The following is a 23,500-nucleotide window of genomic DNA, read 5'->3' as shown; positions in this document are numbered from 1 at the left end:
TGCCAGTGCTGCTGTGTTAGTCGCCTTGGTAAAGCGCCAGGCCACCACTGTAATTGCCAAATTTGGTGTACTGCCCCATGAAAGTGAGGCGGATGCTGCCGATTGGCCCGTTACGCTGTTTGCCGATAATGATCTCGGCCGTGCCCTTGTCGGGCGAGTCGGGGTTGTACACCTCGTCGCGGTAAATGAACAGGATCACGTCGGCATCCTGCTCGATAGCGCCCGATTCGCGCAAGTCCGACATCACCGGACGCTTGTTGGGACGTTGTTCCAGCGAGCGGTTCAGCTGGGACAGCGCAATCACCGGGCAACCGAGTTCTTTCGCCAAGCCTTTCAGGCCACGTGAAATCTCGGAAATCTCGGTGGCACGGTTGTCGCCGGGGGAATTGGCCGACATCAGCTGCAAATAGTCGACGATGATCAGGCCGAGCTTGCCGCACTGGCGCGACAGGCGGCGCGAACGCGCGCGCAACTCGATCGAGTTCAGCGCCGGCGTTTCGTCGATGTACAACTGGGCGTCGTTCATCTTCTGGATCGCGTTGGTGAGGCGCGGCCAGTCTTCGTCGTTCAGGCGGCCGGTGCGCAGGCGGTGCTGGTCGAGCTGCCCGACCGAGCCCAGCATACGCATGGCCAGCTGGGCGCCGCCCATCTCCATCGAGAACACCGCCACCGGCAAGCCGCTGTCGATCGCCACGTTCTCGCCGATATTGACGGAAAACGCGGTCTTGCCCATCGACGGGCGGCCGGCGACGATCACCAGGTCGCCCGGCTGCAGGCCGGAGGTCATGCGGTCGAGGTCGATAAAACCGGTCGGCACGCCGGTGATTTCACTCTGGTTGTCACGGCTGTAGAGCTCGTCGATGCGCTCGACCACTTGCGTCAGCAAGGGCTGGATCGCGGTCCAGCCCTGCGCGCCGCGCGCGCCTTCTTCGGCAATCGCAAAGATCTTCGATTCGGCTTCGTCAAGCATCTGCTTGACTTCCTTGCCTTGCGGGCTGAACGCAGTGCCCGAGATATCGTCGGCCACGGTGATCAACTTGCGCAGCACGCCGCGGTCGCGCACGATCTCGGCGTAACGGCGGATATTGGCTGCCGACGGCGTGTTTTGCGCCATCGCGTTCAGGTAAGCGAGTCCGCCCACATCCTCGGCCTTGCCGAGCTGGGTCAGGGTTTCAAAAACAGTAATGACATCGGCCGGCTTCGAGGCGTTCACCATCTTGACGATTTGCTCGAAGATGATGCGATGGTCATAGCGATAGAAATCATCCGCATGCATGAAATCGGCAATGCGGTCATACGCGGCATTATCGCGCAGCAGACCACCAATGACGGACTGTTCTGCTTCGATCGAATGCGGCGGTATGCGGAGGGAATCCAGTTGTGGATCTGAGGGGGCGTTCATGGCGCGAATTATACCCGCTTCGGCGTGCGGGCAAAAATAAAGGGCTGAAAATGACGGAAAAAAAGGCCACAAAAAAGCCGGGCGAACCCGGCTTTTCCAATTGCGGCAATGCTGCAGGCCGAGGCCTGCAAACGATTTACGCGTTTGCGTCTGGTACCACAGCGATCACCACTTCCACTACCACGTCGGTGTGCAGGGCAACCGAAACGTTGTGCTCGCCAACAACTTTCAGCGGGCCGGTAGGCATGCGTACTTGTGCTTTTTCAACAGCGAAACCTTGCTTGGTCAGCGCTTCAGCGATGTCGAAGTTGGTGACAGAACCGAACAGACGGCCATCGACGCCAGCTTTTTGAGCAACTTGAACGGTCAGGCCGCTCAGTTTTTCGCCCTGGGCTTGCGATGCAGCCAGTTTGGCGGCAGCAGCTTTTTCCAGTTCAGCGCGCTTGACTTCGAATTCGGCGATCGCCGTAGCGGTAGCACGACGGGCCAGGCGTTGCGGGATCAGGAAGTTACGTGCGTAACCGTCTTTGACTTTGACGACTTCGCCGAGGTTACCGACGTTAACAACTTTTTCTAACAGAATGATTTGCATAGTTCTTCTCCAGGAATATCTGACCGATTAAGCGTGGTGCAAATCGGTGTATGGCAGCAGCGCGAGGAAGCGAGCGCGCTTGATTGCGGTGTCAACTTGGCGCTGGTAGTGCGCTTTGGTACCGGTCAGGCGTGCTGGCATGATCTTGCCGTTTTCTTGGACGAAGTCTTTCAGCGTGTCAACGTCTTTGTAGTCAACTTGTTCAACGTGTGCTGCGGTGAAGCGGCAGAACTTCTTGCGTTTGAACAGTGGGTTTTGCTGTTTGCGTTTTTCTTTAAGCTTGAGCTTGTTTTTGTCGAACTTTTTACCGAATGCCATTCTAGGCTCCTGTATCTAAAATTGCGCTAGTCAGAACTGACTGCACTAAAATCAATGATGTGAAACACCAAACTCTTGCTGTTGCGGCTTTTCCTGGCCAGGAAACCCGTGAACTGATACACCCCGCCCAAGCTTGCCTGACTGAACCGGCCTGAGATTTCGCCAGCGGCAAGCGCGGCAAGTTCAAACTCGGTCAAACGGGCGATACCGGCTTCCATCTGCTGCGAACTGTGCTGCAATACTGCATTCACGATCGGCAACCCTGCCGGGGTATAGCGCAATATTTCGCGCTCGGCAATGATGGCGGTAACTTGTAACTGGTTCAGCGCACGATCCTGGTCAATCAGGCTGCTGCTGCGGCTGGAGCGGCTGCTGGTGCTTCGGTGCGGTGGCTTTTGGCCGCATCTTCGCGTTGTACCGATTTCATCATCGGCGAAGGAGCTGTTTCAGCTTTCTTCATTTTAACGGTCAGGTGACGCAACACGGCATCATTGAATTTGAATGCTGTTTCCAACTCGACCAGGGTCTCGTTGTCGCATTCGATGTTCAGGCAGATGTAGTGTGCTTTAGGCAGTTTCTGGATCGAGTAAGCCATTTGACGGCGGCCCCAATCTTCCACGCGGTGAACCGAACCGCCGCGGGTGGTTACGCTGGCTTTGTAGCGTTCGATCATCGCGGGCACTTGCTCGCTCTGGTCCGGATGGACGATAAAGACTATTTCATAATGACGCATGCAAACTCCTTCAGGTCGGATTGATAATCGCCCACCCCGGCGTCAAGACGGGTGTGGGAAGGTCAGCCGAAGATTATAACCGCCTTTTGCAATCCGTTCAACCATTGCTTGCCATGCAGCGCCTGCAACGCCCGCCAGCGCAGCATTTTTGCTTCGCGCGCGACTTTTTCCATCGAAATCGGCCGAAAATGCCGAAAGTCGCTTGCATAGTCGGCGATACTGTACAAAAATACAGACTGTTCATATAGACAGCATTTCACTATGCACCCACCATCCATGATCAAGCTGACAGCACGACAAGAACAAATCCTGAACCTGATCAAGGACGCGATTGAAAACACGGGTTTTCCTCCGACCCGCGCCGAAATCGCCAATGAATTGGGTTTCAAATCGGCCAATGCAGCCGAAGAGCATTTGCAGGCCCTGGCCCGCAAGGGCGCCATCGAGATTTCGCCGGGCACCTCGCGCGGCATCCGCCTGATCGGCGCCTCGCTTGCCGAGCCGGCGCTGCCGAAGGTGCCTGCCGCGCTGCTGATGTCGCTGCCGCTGATCGGCCGCGTGGCCGCCGGTTCGCCCATCCTGGCGCAGGAAAACCTGGAAGCGAGCTACAACGTCGATCCGGCCCTGTTTTCGGCCAAGCCCGACTTTTTGCTGAAAGTGCGCGGCTGGTCGATGCGCGACGCCGGCATCATGGACGGCGACCTGCTGGCCGTAAAAAAAGTCGACAGTGCCAAGAACGGCCAGATCGTCGTAGCCCGCATCGGCGATGAAGTCACCGTCAAGCGCTACAAGAAAACCGGCACCCTGATCGAACTGTTCCCGGAAAACCCCGACTTCAAGGTCATTACCGTGACGCCGGAAGACGAGTTTGCCCTGGAAGGCCTGGCAGTCGGCCTGATGCGCAGCTGGCATTAAACTGCTGCACGTGAAAAAGGGCCGCCACAGCAATGCTGTTGCGGCCCTTTTTATTGCCGAAGGCGTTTACGCGTCCAGCGCGCTCTTGAAATCATCGAGCAGGTCGGCTTCATCCTCGATACCGACGGAAACGCGGATCAGCGACTCGGCAATGCCCATGCTGGCGCGGCGTTCTGCACCCATCTCGTAGAAGATCGTATGGGCGACCGGTATCACCAGGGTGCGCGTGTCGCCCAGGTTGCTGGCCGGTATCGCCAGGTTCAGGCGATTGAGGAAATCGAAGCAGTCGATGCCGTCTTTCAATTCAAAACTGAACAGCGAACCGTAGCTGCGGAACAACTCGGACGCCAGCGCGTGCTGCGGGTGCGACGCCAGGCCCGGGTAATGCACGGCCGCCACGCGCGGATCGGCTTGCAGCATGGTAGCGAGCGCCAGCGCGTTCGAGCAGGTGCGGTCCATGCGCAAGGCCATGGTTTCGGCGCCCACGGCAATATGATGCGCCGCTTCCGGCCCCAGCGAGGCACCGAAGTCGCGCAAGGCCTTGGCGCGGATCTGCGCAATGCCCCATTGTTTCGGCGCCGCCTTTTTGTAGTTCTCGAAAATATTCGGGTACTGCGTCCAGTCGAACACACCGGTATCGGTCAGGCTGCCCCCAAGCGCATTGCCGTGGCCGCCGATCGACTTGGTCAGCGCATTGATCACCAGGCCGGCGCCCACCGCTTTCGGGCGGAACAGGTAGGGCGTGGTCATGGTGTTGTCGACGATATACAGGATGCCTTTCTCGCGGCACAGCTCGCCAATCTTTGCCAGGTCGGCGATCTGCGTACGCGGGTTGGCGATGGTTTCAACGAACACGATGCGCGTTTGCGGCGTGATGGCGGCGGCCACGTTAGCCACTTCGGTGGCGTCGACGAATGACACGCCGATGCCCTGCCCCGTCACCGTCTGCCACAGGCTGTTGGTATTGCCGAACAAAAAGGCCGACGACACCACATGGTCGCCGGCGCGCAGCAAGGATTGCACAACGGCACCGATGGCACCCATGCCGGTGGCAAAGCACAAGGTGGCCACACCGTCTTCCATCTGGTTGACCTTGTCTTCCAGTGCGGAGACGGTCGGGTTGCCCTGGCGGCCGTAGCGAAAGCCCGGCTCCTTGCCCTGGAACACGGACGCCAGCTGGCGCGCGTCACTGTAGCCGAAAGCAACCGAAGTATGCACGGGCTTGTGCAGCGAGCCGTGCTCGATGCCCTTGCGGCGGTCGTTATGCAGGATGGTGGTGGTAAAGCCGTAGGTTTTTTTGGTGGTCATCGATGAAATTCCGGATATTCGATTTGCCGCGCAACCCCAAGGCAAATGCCGGGGTCAGACCTGAAGGTCTGACCCCAAAAAAAGCCCGGCGCAGGCCGGGCAGGTTACTTATGCTTCGGTAGTCGCCAGGTTCAGGTTCAGCTGGGAACGCGGCGTGTCTTCGGGCGCTGCCGCCTTCGGATTGTGGCGCGCATATTCCAGGCGGTCCAGGTAGTCCTGCGAGACGTCGCCGGTCACGTAGACGCCGTCAAAGCACGACGCTTCGAAGTTGGTCAGGGCCGGGTTGACGTCGGCAATCGCCTGCTTCAGGTCGTCGATATCCTGGTAGACCAGGTAATCGGCGGTGATTTCGCGGCACACTTCTTCGGTGGTGCGGCCATAGGCGATCAGCTCATCGCGCGTCGGCATGTCGATGCCGTAGACGTTCGGGTAGATCACCGGTGGTGCGGCCGAAGCGAAGATCACCTTGCGGGCGCCGGCTTCGCGCGCCATCTGCACGATTTCGCGGCTGGTGGTGCCGCGCACGATGGAGTCGTCGACCAGCAGTACGACCTTGTCCTTGAATTCGGACGGAATCGCGTTGAGCTTCTGGCGCACCGACTTCTTGCGCGCCGCCTGGCCCGGCATGATGAACGTACGGCCGATATAGCGGTTCTTGATGAAGCCTTCGCGGTACTCGATGTTCAGCGCCAGGGCCAGCTGGATGGCGGCCGGACGCGACGAGTCGGGAATCGGCATGACCACGTCGATGCCGCCTTCGGGCAGTTCGCGGCGGATCTTTTCGGCCAGGTATTCGCCCATTTTCAGGCGCGTGGCGTACACCGAGGCACCGTCAATGACGGAATCGGGACGCGCCAGGTAGACGAATTCGAACACGCATGGGTTCAGGCTGGCGTTGTCGGCGCATTGCTGGCTGTGCAGTTTTTTGTCAGCATCGATGAAGACCGCTTCGCCCGGCGCGATATCGCGCACGAAACGGAAGCCCATGCCTTCCAGTGCCACCGATTCGGAGGCGATCAGGTATTCGGTGCCCTGCTCGCTTTCGTTGATGCCCAGGCACAAAGGACGGATGCCGTGCGGATCGCGGAAGGCCAGCAAGCCCACGCCGGCGATCTGCGCGACGGCCGCATAACCACCCTTGACGCGGCGGTTCAGCACGGTCACGGCCTTGAAGATCGCCTCAGGATCGAGCACCAGGCCGCTGGTGGCCTGATGGATTTCATGGGCCAGCACGTTCAGCAGCACTTCCGAGTCGGAATCGGTATTGATGTGGCGGCGGTCGTTCTTGAACATCTCCTGTTTCAGCTGTTCCCAGTTGGTCAGGTTGCCATTGTGCGCGAGGGTAATGCCGAACGGCGCATTCACGTAAAACGGTTGCGCTTCTTCTTCGCTCGACGAACCGGCGGTAGGGTAGCGGCAGTGGCCGATGCCGGAATTGCCTTGCAGCGAACGCATGTTACGCGTACGGAAGACGTCGCGCACCAGGCCATTGGCCTTGTGCATGGAAAACATACTGCTGTGATTGGTCGCAATCCCTGCCGCGTCCTGACCACGATGTTGCAAGAGCAACAACGCATCATAGAGCAATTGATTGACAGGTTGATGGGAAACGACGCCGACGATGCCACACATGGTGTGCTCCTGTAACTGTGCTACTGATTTAAAAAGATCAAAATTTCACATGCTGCGCGTAGGCGGCAGGCAGATAAGGCTTGATGATGCGCGCACCCTGCTCCGCAAACGGACTGAGCAAGGCGTTCTTCCAGAACGGCTGTTGCGGAATCGAGGTCATGCCGCACAAGATGACGGTGGTCAGCACAATTACAAGCCCCCGCGCCGCGCCGAACAGGCTGCCCAGCATCCGGTCGGCCAGGCTCAGCCCGGTTACCTTGACCAGCGCATCGATCGTCATGCCAAGCAAGCCCATCAGGATGCGTACGCCGATAAACAGAATCACGAAGGCCAGCAGCAGGCGCACGGCCTCGCCAGGAATCACGGCCGGCAGGAATTTCGCCAGGGTCGCGCCGTAGGCGTTGGCTGCGACAAACGCCACCACCCAGCTCACCAGCGACAGGATTTCCTTGATCAGGCCGCGCATCATGCTGATCAGCACCGAAGTGGCCAGCACGAACAACACCAGATAATCGAAAATCGTCACGCCGCCTGGCCCACTGGCATCATGCTGGCACCAGGCTGCCGCCCAGGCCCAGCTTTTGCAATTTGGCGCGCGTCTTTTCCGCCTCGTCGCGGCTGCCGAACGGCCCCACGCGCACGCGGATGCGCTGGCCACCGGCGCTGGACACTTTTTGCGTATAGGAATTGATGCCCGCGTCGCGCAACTTCGCCTGCAGTTCATCGACCTTGTCCTGCGTTGCCAGCGCGGCGACCTGCACAACGAAGCGGCCGCCATCGTTATCGGACGATTTTTCCTCCATTTTGGCAACCGGCTTGGCTTCCGCTTTGGCCGCAGGTTTACCTTCCAGGATGGCCATCGCGCGCGCCGCATCGTCATTCGATTTTTCCACCTTGACCGGTTTCGGTTCAGGCTTCGGCTCCGGCTTGACTTCATGTTTCGGTTCAGGCTTGGGCTCGACCTTGGGCTCGCGCTTCGGCTCGGCCTTGGCCTCGACCTTCGGCTCCGGTTTTGTTTCGTGCTTCGGTTCGACCTTGGGCTCGACCTTCACCGGCTTCGGCTCAACATACGTCGGCTTCGGCTCGACATAGGCCGGCTTGACCGGTTCGGCCGCGGCCACCACGGTGGCGGGAACCGGCGTTGGCATCGGCGTCGGTTTGCTTCTGGCCGGCAATGGCGTATCGACGATTTCCTCGGACTGGTCCAGGCCATTGTTGGCCGCGCCCTGCGCCGGTACCGCTTGCACCGGCGCAGGCGCTGCAGCAACTTTTTCTTTCGACGGAATATCGATGGCGATATCGTTGACGGGCGACTTCGGTTCGGAATCGAGCAGCATCGGCAGGCCGACAGCCACGCCAAGGGCCAGCGCGATGGCGCCGATCAGGCGGCGGCGCGCGCGTTTCTTTTCCGGCAAGGCCGGATCGGGCGCATCGCGGCCAGCACGGCGGCCACCACCACCGGAGGTATTGGCGGCGCGCTTGCGGGTCGGCGACTGCGCTTCGCCAGGAACATAAAAGCCGCTGTCTTCGCCAGAGGATTCTTGCTTGTTTTTAAACAGTTTCGAGAACAAGCCCATGCGTCATTTTCAGTCGAGTGCGTTTCAGTGAAGTGAGGATTTCCTGGCCTTCATCACGCCGGCAACGGTGAGGAAAGAACCAAAGACCACAATTCTATCATTCTCACCCGCCCGGCTCATTGCATTTGCAAAAGCTTGTGCCGGATCATCGAATACGGACACCGTATGATCGCCACTATCCGGCTTGTCTTCCAGCATGATCTGTACCTTGGCCGCCAGCTCGGAAGCGCTGGCCGCGCGCGGCGAAGGCAGGCCCGTCAGGCACCAGTGATCGACGTGTTCGCTCATCGCGGCCAGCACGCCATCGATATCCTTGTCGAGCATGGACCCGAAGACGGCATAGGTATAAGGGTGAAAGCCCATATTGCCCAGGTTCTGGTTCAGCGCCGAGGCTGCATGGGGATTGTGCGCCACATCAAGAATCACGCTGGGGCGACCAGGCAGCACCTGGAAGCGGCCCGGCAGCTCCACCGTCACGAGGCCGGTGCGCACTTCCTGCGCGCCGACCGGCAACTTCAATTTCAGCACTTCCAGCGCCGCCAGCACGGCGGTGGCGTTGAGGATCTGATTGGCGCCGCGCAGGCTCGGGTAGGCCAGCGAATTGCGGCGCTGCTCGCGCCCGCCATAGTTCCACTGCTGCTTGTCGCCCGAATAATTGAAGTCGCGGCCCATCAGCCACAGGTCGGCGCCGATCGCCGTCGCATGATCGATCAACGATTGCGGCGGCACCGGATCACTGCAGATGGCCGCCTTGCCAGCGCGGAAGATGCCGGCCTTTTCAAAACCGATCGCCTCGCGCGTGTCGCCCAGGTAATCGGTATGGTCGATATCGACGCTGGTAACGATGGCCACGTCGGCGTCGATCACATTGACCGCATCGAGGCGCCCGCCCAGGCCCACTTCCAGGATCGCCACGTCGAGCTGCGCGTGCGACAACAGATGCAGGATGGCCAGGGTGGTGAATTCGAAATACGTCAGCGGCGTGTCAGCGCGCACCGCTTCGACGGCATTGAAGCTGGCGACCAGCTGCTCGTCGCTGGCCATTTCGCCCAGCACACGCGCGCGCTCGTTAAAGTCGAGAAAGTGCGGCTTGATATACAGGCCCACTTTGTAGCCAGCACGCAACAAGACCGACTCCAGCATGGCGCAGGTCGAACCTTTGCCATTGGTGCCGGCCACCATGATCACGGGGCAGGAAAATGCCAGCTGCAGGCGCGCCTTGACGGCCTGCACGCGGTCCAGGCCCATATTGATCTGGGTTTCCGAATGCCGGGTTTCCAGCATGGCGAGCCAGTCTGGCAAAGTGATGGGGAGGTTTTGCATGGGAGACTTCTTGTGTAAGGATGCGCGAGGCAGAGAAACAGGCAACCCTAAACAACATCTGGGGTCGGACCCTCAGGGTCCGACCCCAGCGGTTCATGGGTTCGGGTAAATGGACATTATTCCATTCAATACAATCAAGCCAGCACTTCCACAGCCTGATTCTGCAACAGTGCCAGCAAATGGGCGATTTCTTCGCGCATCTTGCGGCGGTCGACGATCATGTCGACGGCGCCCTTGGTGACCAGGAACTCGGCACGCTGGAAGCCTTCCGGCAATTTTTCGCGCACGGTGTTTTCAATCACGCGCGGGCCGGCAAAGCCGATCAACGCTTTCGGTTCAGCAATCACCACGTCGCCCATGAAGGCAAACGAGGCCGACACGCCGCCCATGGTCGGGTCGGTCAGCACACTGATGAACGGCAGTTTCTTTTCGGCCAGCTTGGTCAGCATGGCGGTAGTCTTGGCCATCTGCATCAAGGAAAGCAAGCCTTCCTGCATGCGCGCGCCACCGGTGGCGGTAATGCAAATGAATGGCACTTTCTGTTCCAGCGCGATCTGCGCGCCGCGCACGAAGCGCTCGCCGACCACCGAGCCCATCGAGCCGCCCATGAATTCAAATTCAAAGCACGCCACGACCACCGGCAAGCTCATGATGGCGCCGCCCATGACAACCATGGCGTCGGTCTCGCCGGTCGCTTCCATGGCGGACTTCAGGCGGTCCGGGTATTTCTTGCTGTCCTTGAATTTCAGCGTATCGACCGGCAGGATTTCCTGGCCGATTTCATAGCGGCCGCCGGCGTCCAACAGGCTGTCGAGGCGCTCGCGCGCACGGATGCGCATGTGATGGTCGCATTTCGGGCAGACGTGCAGGTTCGATTCCAGGTCGGTGCGGTACAGCACGGCTTCGCACGAAGGACATTTGACCCACAGGCCTTCCGGCATGGTCTTGCGCGCGGCAGCATCAGAGCGCTGTATGCGCGGTGGCAGCAGTTTTTCCAACCAACTCATATTTTTCTCCTGGTGCCCTTGTCGGGCAAGAAAGTCGTGTCGGTGCGTCGGTGGACGCACCCGGCGAACGATGACGGGGTGGCCGCGTCTCGCGGCGCGCCCCCAGTTTTATCTGGTGCACAGCCAATTCAGTGGCCGAAGTGTAGCCGTTTATCGCCGGGCTGTCGAACTTTGCAAGCAAGTCATCATTGAATAAATAACAATTTCACTCAAGCATCGAGCGCGGCGCGGATACCGGCCGTAAAGCTGCGCACGGCCTCGGCTTCGCCACCGGCCGGTGCATTTTCTATCTCCTGAATAATGCGGCTGCCGATCACCACCGCATCGGCCACCTCGGCCACGGCGCGCGCGGTGGCGGCGTCGCGGATGCCGAAACCCACGCCGATCGGCAATTTAACATGCTGGCGGATGGCGGCCAGGCGTTCGGCCACTTGCGCTGTATCAATATTGCCGGCGCCCGTCACGCCTTTCAGCGACACGTAATAGCTGAAGCCGCCACCGACCTTGGCCACTTGCGCGATGCGCTCTTCGGTCGAGGTGGGCGCCAGCAGGAAGATCAGATCGAGCCCTGCGGCACGCATGTCGGCGGCGAAACCTTCGCACTCCTCGGGCGGATAATCGACCACGATGGCGCCATCGGCGCCCGCTTCTTTCGAGGCGGCGATAAAGGCGGCGTTGCCGATGCGCTCGATCGGATTGGCGTAGCCCATCAGCACTACCGGCGTAGTCTGGTTCGTCAGGCGAAACTGGCGCACGTACTCGAACACGTCATGGATGCCGACATTGAATTTCAATGCGCGCTCACAGGCGCGCTGGATCACCGGGCCTTCGGCCATCGGATCGGAAAACGGCACGCCCAGTTCCAGCACGTCGGCGCCGCCTTCGACCAGCGCATGCATCAGCGGCACGGTGGCGTCGGGGCCGGGGTCGCCGGCGGTAATGAAGGTGACCAGGGCGGTCTTGTTGTGGGCTTTTAAGGAGGCAAAGGTTGCGTCGATACGGGACATGGATGGCTTTCTTGTTATGGTGGACAATGTCGGATTACGCGCTTGCACGCTAATCCGACCTACGCGATGCAGGGTCAGTTAAAGTTCAACCCCATGCGCTCCGCTACCGTATGCATGTCCTTGTCGCCGCGGCCCGACAGGTTGGCCAGTACAATTTTGTCTTTCGGCAAGGTTGCCGCCAGCTTGGCCGCGTAGGCCAGTGCGTGCGATGATTCCAGCGCTGGAATGATGCCTTCGATATGGCAGCAGTCGTGGAAAGCCTGCAGCGCTTCGTCGTCGGTGATCGAGACGTATTGTGCGCGGCCCGAGTCTTTCAGCCACGAATGTTCGGGACCCACGCCGGGATAATCAAGGCCGGCCGAGACGGAATGGGTCTCGATGATCTGGCCATTGTCATCCTGCAGCAGATAGGTGCGGTTGCCATGCAGCACGCCAGGGTAGCCGGCCGTCAGCGAAGCCGAGTGCTTGCCCGTTTCCAGCCCTTCGCCGGCCGCTTCCACGCCGATCAGCTGCACGTCCTTCTGGTCGACATACGGGTAAAAAATGCCCATGGCGTTCGAGCCGCCGCCGATGCAGGCCAGCACGTAGTCGGGCTGGCGGCCGGTCATTTCCGGCATCTGCACCAGGCATTCCTCGCCGATCACGGACTGGAAGTCGCGCACCATCATCGGATACGGGTGCGGGCCGGCCACGGTGCCGATGATATAAAAGGTGTTTTCAATATTCGTGACCCAGTCGCGCATGGCTTCGTTGAGCGCATCTTTCAAGGTCTTGGAACCGGATTCGACAGGTACGACTGTAGCGCCCAGCAGTTTCATGCGGTACACGTTCTGCGCCTGGCGCTTGACGTCTTCGCTGCCCATGTAGACCACGCATTCGAGGCCGAAGCGCGCGCAGATGGTGGCCGTGGCCACGCCGTGCTGGCCGGCACCGGTTTCGGCGATGATGCGCGGCTTGCCCATGCGCTTGGCCAGCAGGGCCTGGCCGATCACATTGTTGATCTTGTGTGCGCCAGTGTGGTTCAGGTCTTCGCGCTTGAAATAGATCTGCGCGCCGCCAGCCATTTCGGACCAGCGCTTGGCGTGGTAGATCGGCGAAGGCCGGCCGACAAAGTGTTTCAGCTCATAGCGGAATTCTTCGAGGAATTCCGGGTCGGCACTGTAGCGTGCATAGGCGTCCTTCAGCTCGGCCAGCGCGTGCGTCAGTGTTTCGGCAACAAACGAGCCGCCGTAGGGGCCAAAGTGGCCGCGGGCATCGGGAAAAGCATAATCTGTGGCGTGGAACAACGGCGCAGCGCCGCTGGTATTGAATGGTTTCATGGGGTGTTTCCTCTGGCAATGATGGCATCGGCGTCCTGCACCGCTGCGACAAACGCGCGGATTTTGGACGCTTCCTTGATGCCCTTGGATGCTTCGACACCACTGCTGATGTCGACCGCCCAAGGGCGCACGCGCACCACTGCGTCAGTCGCGTTGTGTACGCTCAAGCCACCACTCAAAACGACCCGAGGCGCGAGTTCTTCTGGAACGAGAGACCAATCAAATACCTTTCCTGCACCGCCGTAGGCATCCACATAAGTATCGAGCAAGAGGCTGGAAAACAAGGGACTGGCGGCGCGATAGCGCTGTTCGTATTCTAGCAAATCTTGCGCGCTTGTGTCAGGCTTGACGCGGAACACCTGCACGAACGGCGTGTTGACGGCGGCAGCGATGGCCGCGCTGTGTTCGGGCGTTTCATCGCCGTGAAACTGCAGCAGCGACAAGGGCGCCAGCGCCGTGATCGCCTGTACTTCCTCCACGCTGGCGTTGACGAACAGGCCGACGCTGGCCACGTACGGCGGCATGGCGGCGATCAGGCCGGCTGCCTGTGCCGGCGTGACGTAGCGCGGGCTTTTCGGATAAAACACAAAGCCGATCGCATCGGCGCCGGCGGCAACGACGGCCTGGACATCTTCAACGCGGGTCAGGCCGCAGATCTTGATACGGGTGCGTGGCATGGGTATTTTTCCTTAAAACCAGGGCAAGGCGCTGCTGGCATCCTGCGGCAAGCCCCATTGCGGGTCGTAATCGATCTTCGCCAGGTACAGGCCGTCCGGCATGAAAGTGGGCGCGGCCGCATGGCGATCCCTGGTTTCCAGCAACTGCCCCAGCCACTCGGGTTTTTCGCGCCCGCTGCCGATATACACCAGTGAGCCGACCAGGTTGCGCACCATATGGTGCAAAAAAGCGTTGGCGGTGATGGTAAAGATGACCAGGTCGCCACGGCGCACGATCTGTATGTCATGCATCAGCTTGACGGGCGACTTGGCCTGGCACTGGGCGGCGCGAAAGGCCGTGAAATCATGCCAGCCCAGCAGCGGCTGTACCGCCTGCTGCATCAGCGCGACATCGAGCGGGCGGAAAAAGAAGCCGGCGCGTCCTTCCACCAGCGGCGAGCGGGTCGGGTTGTTGTACAGCACATAGTGATAGGTACGGGCGCGGGCGCTGAAACGGGCGTGGAAAAAGTCATTGACCGCCGGATCGCCGGGAAGTTCCTTGGCCCAGCGCACGGCAATCGAGGCCGGCAAAAAGGCATTGACGCCGCGCACCCAGGAATGGATGTCGCGGTTCAAGCTGGTATCGAAATGCACCACTTGCTCCAGCGCATGCACGCCGGCATCGGTGCGCCCGGCGCAGGTGGTGGCCAGGCGCACGCGGGCAAATTGCTCCAGCGCGTTTTCCAGCTGGTCCTGCACCGTCTGGCCGCTTTCCTGCTTCTGGTAGCCATGCCAGGCCAGCCCGTCATACTGCAGGCCCAGGACGATGCGCTTCAATGGCGTTGCTTCGTTAGTATTTTGCATCGCCGCATTATACCGGGCCTGACCATTCTGCCTAAGCGCCTGAGACGGCGTTCAGGGCAAGGCGCGCGCCCGAAGACAGTACGAATAGTACGGCGAGGGCACGCAACGCAGCCATGGGCGTCGTATCAGGTGATTAACTGAGTAATGCCTTCATTGTATTGGCTTTGGCGACCTGTTCCGCACTGCCGCCCTTGATCACTTCATCGATCAGTTCGCGCGCGCCTTCCTTGTCGCCGATTTCCTGGTAGGCAATCGCCAGGTCCAGCTTGGTATCCATTTCCATATGGATCGCCGACAGCGGGTCGTCCACGCCGGCACTGGCGGCCGTCTTGCCCTCGTTCAGGTCCAGGTCGATGCCGGTCAGGTCGAATTCCTGCGGCGCCGGCGGCGTCTCGGCCGGCACTGCCGCTGCGGGCGGCGGCGTCACGGGCGTGACTGGCGGCTCCAGGTCGAAGTCGGCCAGGTCGACGTCTTTCAGCGGATCGGGCAGCGGTGTCAGGCCGGGGCCCAGGCCATTCGCGGGACCGCCAGGCGGCTCCAGGTCCAGGCCGAAGTCCATGCTGGCGTCATACTCAGCGAGGTCCTTGCCGTCCAGCTTGCCGGCCGGTGGATTCGCAGCAGCGGGCATGACGATCGGGTCGCTGGTCGATACCGGCTCAAAGTCGAGACTATCGAGGTCGAAGTCGAGCGGATGGCGCTCGTCGCGCGCCGGCACCGCTGCGGCTGCAACTGGCGCAGGCTCGGCTGGTGGCAGGTCGATATCGAAGGCGCCCTGATTGAGCGGCAAATCCACGCTCTGGCCGTGCAACGGTTCTTCAGGCGGCTTGCTCAGGCTGACCACGGCGTCGACATCGGCGTCGCCATACAAAGGATTGGCTGGATCGAGCGCTGCGCCCATGGCGGCCGCCTGCGGCCACTCGTCGCCGTGGCCACGGGTCTGGCTGTACAGTTCGCTGGCCTGGTCTTCGAAAGCCGCCACATCCTTGCGTGCCGAATAGATTTCCAGCAGTTTCAGGCGCGCCGCATGGCGCTCGGGGTTGGCGCGCAGCGCTTCCTTGAGGATATCTTCGGCCTGGCCATCGCGGCCATAGGCAATATACACATCAGCTTCGGCCACCGGATCGACTTCATTGGCCGCCAGCGCCGTGCTGGCCGCCACGGCTGTCACGCCAGCGGCCGCAGCACCGATACCGGTTCCCGCGCCAAACAAGTGATTGCTCGCTTCGGACTGCTGGTCTTCCGGTGCAAGATCATGCGCCGGTGGAATATCGGCAGGCGAAGGCGCATCGGGTGGCAGCACCGGCGCGATGTGTTCGTGCGCGGGCGGCGTGTCTTTCCTGCGGCGCGCGATCACCAGCGCGGCGGCAGCGGCAAACAGGGCGGCCAGGGCAATGCCGATGGCACCCAGATGGTCGTTGATCTTGTCGGCAAAGGACGGCTCCAGTGGCGACGGCTTCTTGGCCAGCGGCACCGGCTTGGCCTTGGGCACCGGCGGCTGTGGTGCAACCGGCTGCGTTGCCGGCGCAGTGGCGGCCAATTCGCCGGGTTTGGCCGGCGACGGCGCGCTCTTGTCGGCCATGGCCTTGTTCTTTACGGCCATCAGCTGCTCCAGGTCGCTGACGTTCTTTTCCAGCTCTTTCACGCGCGAGGCCGCTTCGTCCACCTGCCGGGCCTTGGCGATTTTTTCTTCCTCGCTGGCCACCGTGCTCTTGCCGGCCGCCTTCGCCGCCGGTTCGGCTTTCGACAGTTTCAGCTTGTCCTGCGCTTCGCTCGTCGCAGTCGGCTTTTCCTCGACCCTGGTGGCGCCGATCTTGCCAGCCGTGCTTTGCGTGGCCTGGGCCGAGCGCGCCGGACGGCTTTGCGCCACCTGCCCCGACAGCTTGTTGCGGTAGGCTTCGAAATCGATGGCATGCGCCGTTACCACGCCTTTTGCCTCGGCGCCATCGAGCGCGCGCACGGTATCGGACGATGGCACGGCCAGGATGCGCCCGGCCTGCATGCGGTTCATGTTCTCGCCTTGGAAGGCGTCGGGATTGGCCCGGTACAAGGCGACCAGCATCATGTCGAGCGAGACACCCGACGGTTTCAGCTCACTGGCGATACGGCTCAGGGTATCGCCGCGCTTGACGCGATAGTCGGATGCTTTCGTGCTGTCGGCCTTTGCTGCCGCTGGCGTGGCTGGCGCCGCACCACTGCCCTGCCCTTTGCCAGGCTGCACCGGCGCGGCCACTTGCGCGCCGCGCGTCTGGCGCGCTTCCGGCGTATCGAGCACGAAGGCGTATTCGCGCGTCTGCACACTGCCCTTGCCGCTCAGTTCGACCATCAGATTGACCAGCGGTTCGGTCAGCGGCTGCGCCGAGCTGATGCGAATGTAGGGGGTACCGGTACGCGTCTCGATGGCAAACGTCAGCCCGTTCAGGGCGGGGTTGAAGTCGACCACGGCGCGGCGGTAGGCATCGGGTGGCGCCAGCTTGGCCAGCAGTGCCGAGGTTTCGCCCGGCTTGACGGCGGTCAGTTCGACTTCCGCGCGCAGCGGCTGGCCCACGGCGGACAGCACCGTAATCTTGCCCAGCTCGGCCGCGTATGCCGCCGGTGACAATAACACCGCGCAAGCGACCGCGCTGCTGAGTGTTTTGATGGCTAGGGAGGCGACTCGGGGACGAGTGTGTACAGGCATAATTGGTGGCATCTTGGTTGACGTGGGAAAACAGTTACTTTTCCAGAGGTATCAACATATCATCATGCCCTGAGCTATGCAAGCGCCGCATGGTTGCGCCATCCACGGGCATGGACGAAAAAAAAGCCGGGAAATCGGTCCCCGGCTCATTCATGCAATTACTTTAATATCGATCAGGCATCAAGCAAAATGCGCAGCATGCGGCGCAGCGGTTCGGCCGCGCCCCACAGCAACTGGTCGCCAACGGTAAACGCCGACAGGTATTCGCCGCCCATGCTCATCTTGCGCACGCGGCCGACCGGTATCGTCAGGCCGCCCGTGACGGCCGCCGGCGACAGGTCGCGCACCGATGCTTCGCGCGTGTTCGGCACCAGCTTTACCCATTCGTTGCTGCTGGCGATGATGTCGTTGATCTCGTCGAGCGGCACGTCTTTTTTGAGCTTGATGGTCAGCGCCTGCGAGTGGCAGCGCATGGCGCCGATGCGCACGCACAGGCCGTCGACGGCAATTTCCTTGCTGCCGAAATCGATGCCGCGGCCGAGGATCTTGTTGGTTTCCGCGCCGGCCTTCCACTCTTCCTTGGACTGGCCATTGCCCAGGTCCTTGTCGATCCACGGGATCAGGTTGCCGGCCAGCGGCGCGCCGAACTGCTTGATCTCGTCAGCCGAATAGCCGTGCTGGGTGGCCAGCACCTGGCGGTCGATTTCCAGGATGGCCGAGGCCGGGTTTTCCAGCAGCGCCTTGACGGAGCTGTTGATGGTGCCAAATTGCGTCAGCAGTTCGCGCATGTGCTGCGCGCCGCCACCCGAGGCCGCCTGGTAGGTCATCGAGGTCATCCAGTCGATCAGGTCGTGCTGGAACAGGCCGCCCAGGCCAATCATCATGCACGAGACGGTGCAATTGCCGCCGATATAGTTCTTCACGCCCTTGCCCAGCGCATCCTTTATGACGTGCAGGTTGACCGGGTCGAGCACGATGACGGCGTCTTTTTCCATGCGCAAGGTCGAGGCCGCATCGATCCAGTAGCCATCCCAGCCACTGGCGCGCAACTGCGGGAACACCGCGCTGGTATAGTCGCCGCCCTGGCAGGAAATGATGATGTCGCACTTGGACAGTTCGGCGATGCTGTTGGCATCTTTCAGGATGGTTTCATTCTTCGCCATCGCCGGCGCCGCGCCGCCCGTGTTCGAGGTGGTGAAAAACACCGGTTCGATATGGGCGAAATCGCCCTCTTCCTGCATGCGTTGCATCAGGACCGAACCGACCATGCCGCGCCAACCTACCAAGCCTACTAATTTCATTACCATTCCTCAAAATAAGACGGCGAACGCCGTCATTGAATAATTTTACGCCAGTGCTTTCACGACCGCATCACCCATCGCTTCGGTACCGACCAGTGTGGTGCCCGCTTCATGGATATCGGCGGTGCGCAAGCCTTGCGCCAGCACGCTTTTCACGGCTTTTTCGATCCGTTCGGCCTGCTCGGCGCGGTTCAACGAGTAGCGCAGCATCATGGCCGCCGACAGTATCGTGGCCAGCGGATTGGCGATGCCCTTGCCGGCGATATCAGGCGCCGAACCATGCGAAGGCTCGTACAGGCCCTTGTTGTTGGCGTCGAGCGAAGCGGACGGCAGCATGCCGATCGAGCCGGTCAGCATGGCGGCCGCGTCCGACAGGATGTCGCCGAACATATTGCCGGTGACCATCACGTCGAATTTCTTCGGCGCCCGCACCAGCTGCATGGCGGCATTGTCGACATACATATGGTCGAGCGCGACGTCCGGGTATTCCTTGTGCACATCGGTGACGATGTCTTTCCAGAACTGGAACGTTTCCAGCACATTGGCCTTGTCGACGCTGGTCAGGCGCTTGTCGCGCTTTTGCGCCGCCTGGAACGCCACGTGAGCGATGCGGCGGATTTCGCCTTCCGCATAGCGCATGGTGTCAAACCCTTCGCGCTGGCCCTTGAACGGGCCGTCCGGGCATTCGCGCACGCCGCGCGGCTGGCCGAAATAAATATCGCCGGTCAGTTCGCGGATGATCAGAATATCGAGGCCCGACACCACTTCCGGCTTCAGAGTCGAGGCGCCCGCCAGTTCCGGGTACAGAATCGCCGGACGCAGGTTGGCAAACAGGCCCAGGTTCTTGCGCAGGCCCAGAATGGCTTGCTCGGGGCGGAACTGGCGTTCCAGATTGTCGTACTGGTAGTCGCCAACGGCGCCGAACAGCACCGCATCGGCCGCCTTGGCCAGCGCCAAGGTGCCTTCCGGCAGCGGGTGGCCGTGGGCCGCATAACCGGCGCCACCGACGGGCGCCGTTTCCAGCTCGAACGATTCACCGAGCACATTCAGGACCTTGACGGCCTGGGCGACGATTTCAGGACCGATACCGTCGCCGGGCAGGATAGCAATTTTCATATTTTTATAGGAATTAAATAACGTTGGCGAGCCAGGGTTGATTCGACAAGTGGCGCTCTTCGAAGGCGCGGATATCGTCGGCGTGGCGCAGTGTCAAACCGATATCGTCGAGGCCATTCATCAGGCAATACTTGCGGAAGGCGTCGATCTGGAACGGGTACGATACCGCGCCGTTGCTGGTCGACACGCGCTGCTGCTCCAGGTCGACCACCAGTTTGTAGCCAGGGAAGGCCTTGACTTCATTGAACAGATGATCGACCTGGGCCTCCGACAGCACGATCGGCAGCAGGCCGTTCTTGTAGCAGTTATTGAAGAAGATATCGGCGAACGAGGGCGCGATAATGGCGCGGAAGCCATATTGATCCAGCGCCCACGGCGCGTGTTCGCGCGAGGAGCCGCAACCGAAATTCTTGCGCGTCAGCAAGATCGATGCGCCCTGGTAGCGCGGCTGGTTCAATACGAACTCCGGGTTCAGCGGACGGCGGCTGTTGTCCTGGCCCGGTTCGCCATGGTCGAGGTAGCGCCATTCATCGAACAGGTTGGGGCCGAAGCCGCTACGGTGGATCGACTTCAAAAATTGCTTCGGGATAATCGCGTCGGTATCGACATTGGCGCGGTCCAGCGGCGCAACCAGGCCTTCGTAAATCGTAAATTTATCCATGCTGTATCTACTCGGTAGGACGGGCGGCGCCAGGCGCCTGCCCCGTCACAGGGTTATTTTCCGCCGGCGCCAGTGACGACCTGGCCGACTTTCTGCACATCGCGGCCGATGCCGGAGACGGTGTTGCAGCCAGCCAGAACAACGGTGGCGATCAGGAGGGCGAAGAGTTTTTTCATGATGAGTGTGATATCAAATGAGGGACCGGACCGCCAGTGTACGCCAGCGCTTCCGGCCCCGGTAGTCATCGCAAGCTGCGCACATCGACAAAATGGCCGGCGATCCCCGCCGCAGCCGCCATTGCCGGCGACACCAGGTGGGTACGTCCGCCCTGCCCTTGCCGGCCTTCGAAGTTTCGGTTCGAGGTCGAGGCGCAGCGTTCGCCCGGTTCCAGGCGGTCGGCATTCATCGCCAGGCACATCGAACAGCCCGGTTCGCGCCATTCGAAACCGGCGTCCTTGAAGATGCGGTCCAGGCCTTCGCGTTCGGCCTGGTCCTTCACCAGGCCCGAGCCCGGCACCACCAGCGCCAAGGTCACGTTCGAGGCGCGGTACTTGCCGCGTACCACGGCGGCGGCCGCGCGCAGGTCTTCGATGCGCGAATTGGTGCACGAACCGATAAACACCTTGTCGATGCGGATGTCCGAGATTGGCGTATTCGGTTTCAAGGCCATGTAAACCAGCGCCTTTTCAATCGCGTCGCGCTTGACGCTGTCTTTTTCGTGGTCGGGATCGGGCACGCGGCCATCGATGCCCACCACCATTTCAGGTGAAGTGCCCCAGGTGACCTGCGGCTCGATCTCGGCCGCGTTCAGGGTGACGACCAGGTCGAAACGGGCGCCCGGGTCCGAATGCAGGGTGCGCCAGTAGGCTACCGCGCGGTCCCAGTGCGGGCCGGCTGGCGAAAACGGGCGGCCCTTGACGTAGTTGATGGTGGTGTCGTCAACGCCGATAATGCCGGCGCGCGCGCCCGCTTCAATCGCCATGTTGCACACCGTCATGCGCCCTTCCATCGACAGCGCGCGGATCGCCGCGCCACCGAACTCGATACAGTAGCCGGTGCCGCCGGCCGTGCCGATCTTGCCGATAATGGCCAGCACGATATCCTTGGCCGTCACGCCGGCCGGCATCACGCCGTCGACCTGCACCAGCATCGACTTCGATTTTTTCTGCAGCAAGGTCTGCGTGGCCAGCACATGCTCGACTTCCGAGGTGCCGATACCGTGCGCCAACGCGCCGAAGGCGCCGTGGGTCGACGTATGCGAATCGCCGCAGACGACCGTCATGCCGGGCAGGGTCGCGCCCTGCTCGGGTCCGATCACGTGCACGATGCCCTGGCGCTTGTCGTTCATGTTGAAATACGTCAGGCCATAGTGTTTGGCGTTCTTGTCCAGCGTTTCAACCTGCAGGCGCGAAACCGGATCGGCAATGCCGTCGGCGCGGCTGGTGGTGGGCACGTTATGGTCGGCCACCGCCAGGTTGGCGGAAACACGCCATGGCTGTCGCCCGGCGTCGCGTAGTCCGTCGAACGCTTGCGGGCTGGTCACTTCGTGCACCAGGTGCCGGTCGATATACAGAATGGTGGTGCCGTCTTCTTCGGCCCGCACCACGTGGGATTCCCAGAGTTTGTCGTAAAGCGTCTTCATCATGAGTTATGCAGCAATGCCACAGCCTGTAGTAATTGATCAAGTGAGTCCAGGTTCATACGGTGATCCACAAGGATTATGCCATATTTTGCCCATCACAGAACCGAAAGCGGTCCAGCCAGGGGATTGGCGATACAAAGTTCGGTCACTGTGTTGGATTTGAGTTGAAAATTGCCGATTAAGACCTTCTTGTGGCATCAGGCCTATCCATCAATCCGCTCGCCCGAAGCAATGAAGGTGTCACTACAACGCAATAGGATTTTCACGGACTTTCGTGTATTGTATTTTGACAACAATATCAAGGGATAACACTGATGAGACCAAGTTTTTTCGCATGGGCCGTCTTGGCCACCGTCGCGGCCAGTCACGCGCAGGCCGCCACGCCCGGCGAGGCGTGCCTGCAGGACTTGCGCGCCATTCCCGGCTTCTTGCTGGAAAACGATACCGGCGCGCGCCAGCACCTGGCGCAAAAAGGGCAAGCCTATTTCGACCTGGCGCTGGCCACGGCAAGCAAGGCGGCCAGCACCGCGCTTGACGCCGCCGCCTGCGACGCGGTGCTGGAAAACTATGTGGGCATGTGGCGCAAGGGCCATCTGCATGTCAAGCCGGGCAGCGCGGTGGACATTGCCGCGCCGGCACCGGCGCCGGGTGCCGCCAGCGGCCAGGCCGCGCCGTCGAAAGCGCCCACGCTGCGGTTGCTGAGCAGCCAGACCGTGCTACTGAGTCTGCCCAGTTTTCGCAGCAGCCATAGCGCGGCAATGCAGACCCTGCTGGACACCCACCGCGAGCAACTGGCCGCACGTCCCAACTGGATACTCGACGTGCGCCGCAATGGCGGCGGCAGCGACAGCACGTATGCGCCGCTGCTGCAATGGATCAGTTCGGGGGAAATGGTGCGGGTAGGTGCCGAATGGCTGTCCACGCCGGCCAATATCGCCGGCCAGGAAAGCGTCTGCGCGCTGCTGGCGCCCGGCGACGCCGCCTGCGCCGCTTTTGCCGGGCAGGCAGCGTCGCAGATGCGTAGCGTCCAGCCCGGCGAGTTCGCGCCGCAGCAGCCGGGCGGCACCATCAGCTATGTGCGCGTAGACGGGCAAACGCCACAGCGGCCGGCACGGGTGGCGATCCTGATCGACCGCGACTGCGCCAGTTCCTGCGAAGAATTCCTGCTGGCTGCGCGGCAAAGTTTTCACGTCAAGCTGATCGGACGCAACAGCTATGGCGCGCTCGACTATTCGAACCTGCGCCTGCATGCGCTGCCCTCGGGCCTGCGCCACTTGCAATACGCCACCTCGCGTTCTGCGCGCCTGCCGCATTTGCAGGTGGACCTGGGCGGCATCATGCCCGATATTTATCTGCCGCCCCCCAAGGACGAGGCTGGCCGCGACAATGAGATCGTGCGCGTGCAGCGCTGGCTGGAAGGCGGCACGCTGCGCCCCGACGGCGCATGAAA

At 61.2% G+C, this 23,500-nt stretch carries 23 protein-coding genes; 2 read left to right on the top strand and 21 right to left on the bottom strand.

Annotation, left to right across the window (positions count from 1 at the left end; all coding sequences use genetic code 11):
* Positions 1 to 16: 16 nt before the first annotated feature.
* The 5 genes from AC0Z42_RS13555 to rpsF all read right to left on the bottom strand — a co-directional run bounded on the left by AC0Z42_RS13555 (position 17) and on the right by rpsF (position 3,045).
* Positions 17 to 1,402 (bottom strand): replicative DNA helicase, encoded by a 1,386-nt coding sequence (locus tag AC0Z42_RS13555; protein ID WP_308925158.1) that lies wholly within the window; start codon positions 1,400 to 1,402, stop codon positions 17 to 19.
* 136 nt (positions 1,403 to 1,538) lie between these two features.
* On the bottom strand, positions 1,539 to 1,994 hold the full coding sequence (gene rplI, locus AC0Z42_RS13550; protein ID WP_065310470.1) for a 50S ribosomal protein L9: 456 nt from the start codon (positions 1,992 to 1,994) through the stop codon (positions 1,539 to 1,541).
* A gap of 27 nt (positions 1,995 to 2,021) precedes the next feature.
* The gene (gene rpsR, locus AC0Z42_RS13545; protein WP_010400024.1) at positions 2,022 to 2,312 is read right to left on the bottom strand and encodes a 30S ribosomal protein S18; all 291 of its coding nucleotides are present in this window, start codon (positions 2,310 to 2,312) and stop codon (positions 2,022 to 2,024) included.
* Positions 2,313 to 2,338: 26 nt separating this feature from the next.
* Entirely contained in the window at positions 2,339 to 2,638 is a 300-nt protein-coding gene (gene priB, locus AC0Z42_RS13540; protein WP_485468748.1) for a primosomal replication protein N, read from the bottom strand.
* 17 nt (positions 2,639 to 2,655) lie between these two features.
* Positions 2,656 to 3,045, bottom strand: a complete 390-nt coding sequence (gene rpsF, locus AC0Z42_RS13535) for a 30S ribosomal protein S6 (protein WP_034750499.1) — start codon at positions 3,043 to 3,045, stop codon at positions 2,656 to 2,658.
* Between the two features lie 276 nt (positions 3,046 to 3,321).
* On the opposite strand from rpsF, the gene lexA reads away from it, so the two are divergent.
* Positions 3,322 to 3,960 carry a transcriptional repressor LexA gene (lexA, locus tag AC0Z42_RS13530; protein WP_485468747.1) on the top strand — a complete coding sequence of 213 codons (639 nt, stop codon included), beginning with the start codon at positions 3,322 to 3,324 and terminating at the stop codon, positions 3,958 to 3,960.
* A gap of 66 nt (positions 3,961 to 4,026) precedes the next feature.
* Here the strand turns inward: lexA and AC0Z42_RS13525 are convergent, their stop codons facing one another.
* From AC0Z42_RS13525 to leuC, 16 genes are all read right to left on the bottom strand, one after another.
* On the bottom strand, positions 4,027 to 5,268 hold the full coding sequence (locus AC0Z42_RS13525) for a cystathionine gamma-synthase family protein (RefSeq protein ID WP_485468733.1): 1,242 nt from the start codon (positions 5,266 to 5,268) through the stop codon (positions 4,027 to 4,029).
* A 108-nt stretch (positions 5,269 to 5,376) separates the two neighbouring features.
* Entirely contained in the window at positions 5,377 to 6,900 is a 1,524-nt protein-coding gene (purF, locus tag AC0Z42_RS13520) for an amidophosphoribosyltransferase (protein ID WP_485468732.1), read from the bottom strand.
* A gap of 37 nt (positions 6,901 to 6,937) precedes the next feature.
* Positions 6,938 to 7,426, bottom strand: a complete 489-nt coding sequence (locus AC0Z42_RS13515) for a CvpA family protein (protein ID WP_485468731.1) — start codon at positions 7,424 to 7,426, stop codon at positions 6,938 to 6,940.
* A 19-nt stretch (positions 7,427 to 7,445) separates the two neighbouring features.
* Positions 7,446 to 8,477 (bottom strand): SPOR domain-containing protein, encoded by a 1,032-nt coding sequence (locus AC0Z42_RS13510; protein ID WP_485468730.1) that lies wholly within the window; start codon positions 8,475 to 8,477, stop codon positions 7,446 to 7,448.
* 24 nt (positions 8,478 to 8,501) lie between these two features.
* Complete coding sequence (gene folC / locus AC0Z42_RS13505) at positions 8,502 to 9,800, bottom strand: bifunctional tetrahydrofolate synthase/dihydrofolate synthase (protein WP_485468729.1); 1,299 nt, start codon at positions 9,798 to 9,800, stop codon at positions 8,502 to 8,504.
* 134 nt (positions 9,801 to 9,934) lie between these two features.
* Complete coding sequence (gene accD, locus AC0Z42_RS13500; RefSeq protein WP_436545610.1) at positions 9,935 to 10,807, bottom strand: acetyl-CoA carboxylase, carboxyltransferase subunit beta; 873 nt, start codon at positions 10,805 to 10,807, stop codon at positions 9,935 to 9,937.
* A 209-nt stretch (positions 10,808 to 11,016) separates the two neighbouring features.
* Entirely contained in the window at positions 11,017 to 11,814 is a 798-nt protein-coding gene (gene trpA, locus AC0Z42_RS13495) for a tryptophan synthase subunit alpha (protein WP_485468728.1), read from the bottom strand.
* A 74-nt stretch (positions 11,815 to 11,888) separates the two neighbouring features.
* Complete coding sequence (gene trpB / locus AC0Z42_RS13490) at positions 11,889 to 13,133, bottom strand: tryptophan synthase subunit beta (RefSeq protein WP_485468727.1); 1,245 nt, start codon at positions 13,131 to 13,133, stop codon at positions 11,889 to 11,891.
* Positions 13,130 to 13,810, bottom strand: a complete 681-nt coding sequence (locus AC0Z42_RS13485) for a phosphoribosylanthranilate isomerase (RefSeq protein ID WP_485468726.1) — start codon at positions 13,808 to 13,810, stop codon at positions 13,130 to 13,132. Before AC0Z42_RS13485 ends, trpB begins: the two co-directional genes overlap by 4 nt.
* Before the next feature lie 12 nt (positions 13,811 to 13,822).
* Complete coding sequence (truA, locus tag AC0Z42_RS13480; RefSeq protein ID WP_485468725.1) at positions 13,823 to 14,653, bottom strand: tRNA pseudouridine(38-40) synthase TruA; 831 nt, start codon at positions 14,651 to 14,653, stop codon at positions 13,823 to 13,825.
* A 133-nt stretch (positions 14,654 to 14,786) separates the two neighbouring features.
* Positions 14,787 to 17,252 carry a motility hub landmark protein FimV gene (locus AC0Z42_RS13475; protein ID WP_485468724.1) on the bottom strand — a complete coding sequence of 822 codons (2,466 nt, stop codon included), beginning with the start codon at positions 17,250 to 17,252 and terminating at the stop codon, positions 14,787 to 14,789.
* 251 nt (positions 17,253 to 17,503) lie between these two features.
* Positions 17,504 to 18,631 carry an aspartate-semialdehyde dehydrogenase gene (gene asd, locus AC0Z42_RS13470; protein WP_485468723.1) on the bottom strand — a complete coding sequence of 376 codons (1,128 nt, stop codon included), beginning with the start codon at positions 18,629 to 18,631 and terminating at the stop codon, positions 17,504 to 17,506.
* Between the two features lie 45 nt (positions 18,632 to 18,676).
* Complete coding sequence (gene leuB, locus AC0Z42_RS13465) at positions 18,677 to 19,747, bottom strand: 3-isopropylmalate dehydrogenase (protein WP_485468722.1); 1,071 nt, start codon at positions 19,745 to 19,747, stop codon at positions 18,677 to 18,679.
* Between the two features lie 13 nt (positions 19,748 to 19,760).
* Positions 19,761 to 20,408 (bottom strand): 3-isopropylmalate dehydratase small subunit, encoded by a 648-nt coding sequence (leuD, locus tag AC0Z42_RS13460; protein WP_485468721.1) that lies wholly within the window; start codon positions 20,406 to 20,408, stop codon positions 19,761 to 19,763.
* 53 nt (positions 20,409 to 20,461) lie between these two features.
* Positions 20,462 to 20,584 carry a lipoprotein gene (locus tag AC0Z42_RS13455; protein WP_485468720.1) on the bottom strand — a complete coding sequence of 41 codons (123 nt, stop codon included), beginning with the start codon at positions 20,582 to 20,584 and terminating at the stop codon, positions 20,462 to 20,464.
* Positions 20,585 to 20,649: 65 nt separating this feature from the next.
* On the bottom strand, positions 20,650 to 22,053 hold the full coding sequence (leuC, locus tag AC0Z42_RS13450; protein ID WP_485468719.1) for a 3-isopropylmalate dehydratase large subunit: 1,404 nt from the start codon (positions 22,051 to 22,053) through the stop codon (positions 20,650 to 20,652).
* Between the two features lie 311 nt (positions 22,054 to 22,364).
* Here leuC and AC0Z42_RS13445 point away from each other — a divergent pair, with 311 nt between their 5' ends.
* Positions 22,365 to 23,498, top strand: a complete 1,134-nt coding sequence (locus AC0Z42_RS13445) for a S41 family peptidase (RefSeq protein WP_485468718.1) — start codon at positions 22,365 to 22,367, stop codon at positions 23,496 to 23,498.
* Positions 23,499 to 23,500 lie beyond the last annotated feature (2 nt).

The organism is Janthinobacterium sp. 1L-D-8-B-C4 (assembly GCF_057291295.1).
This window is presented reverse-complemented; position numbering and strand designations above follow the sequence as displayed.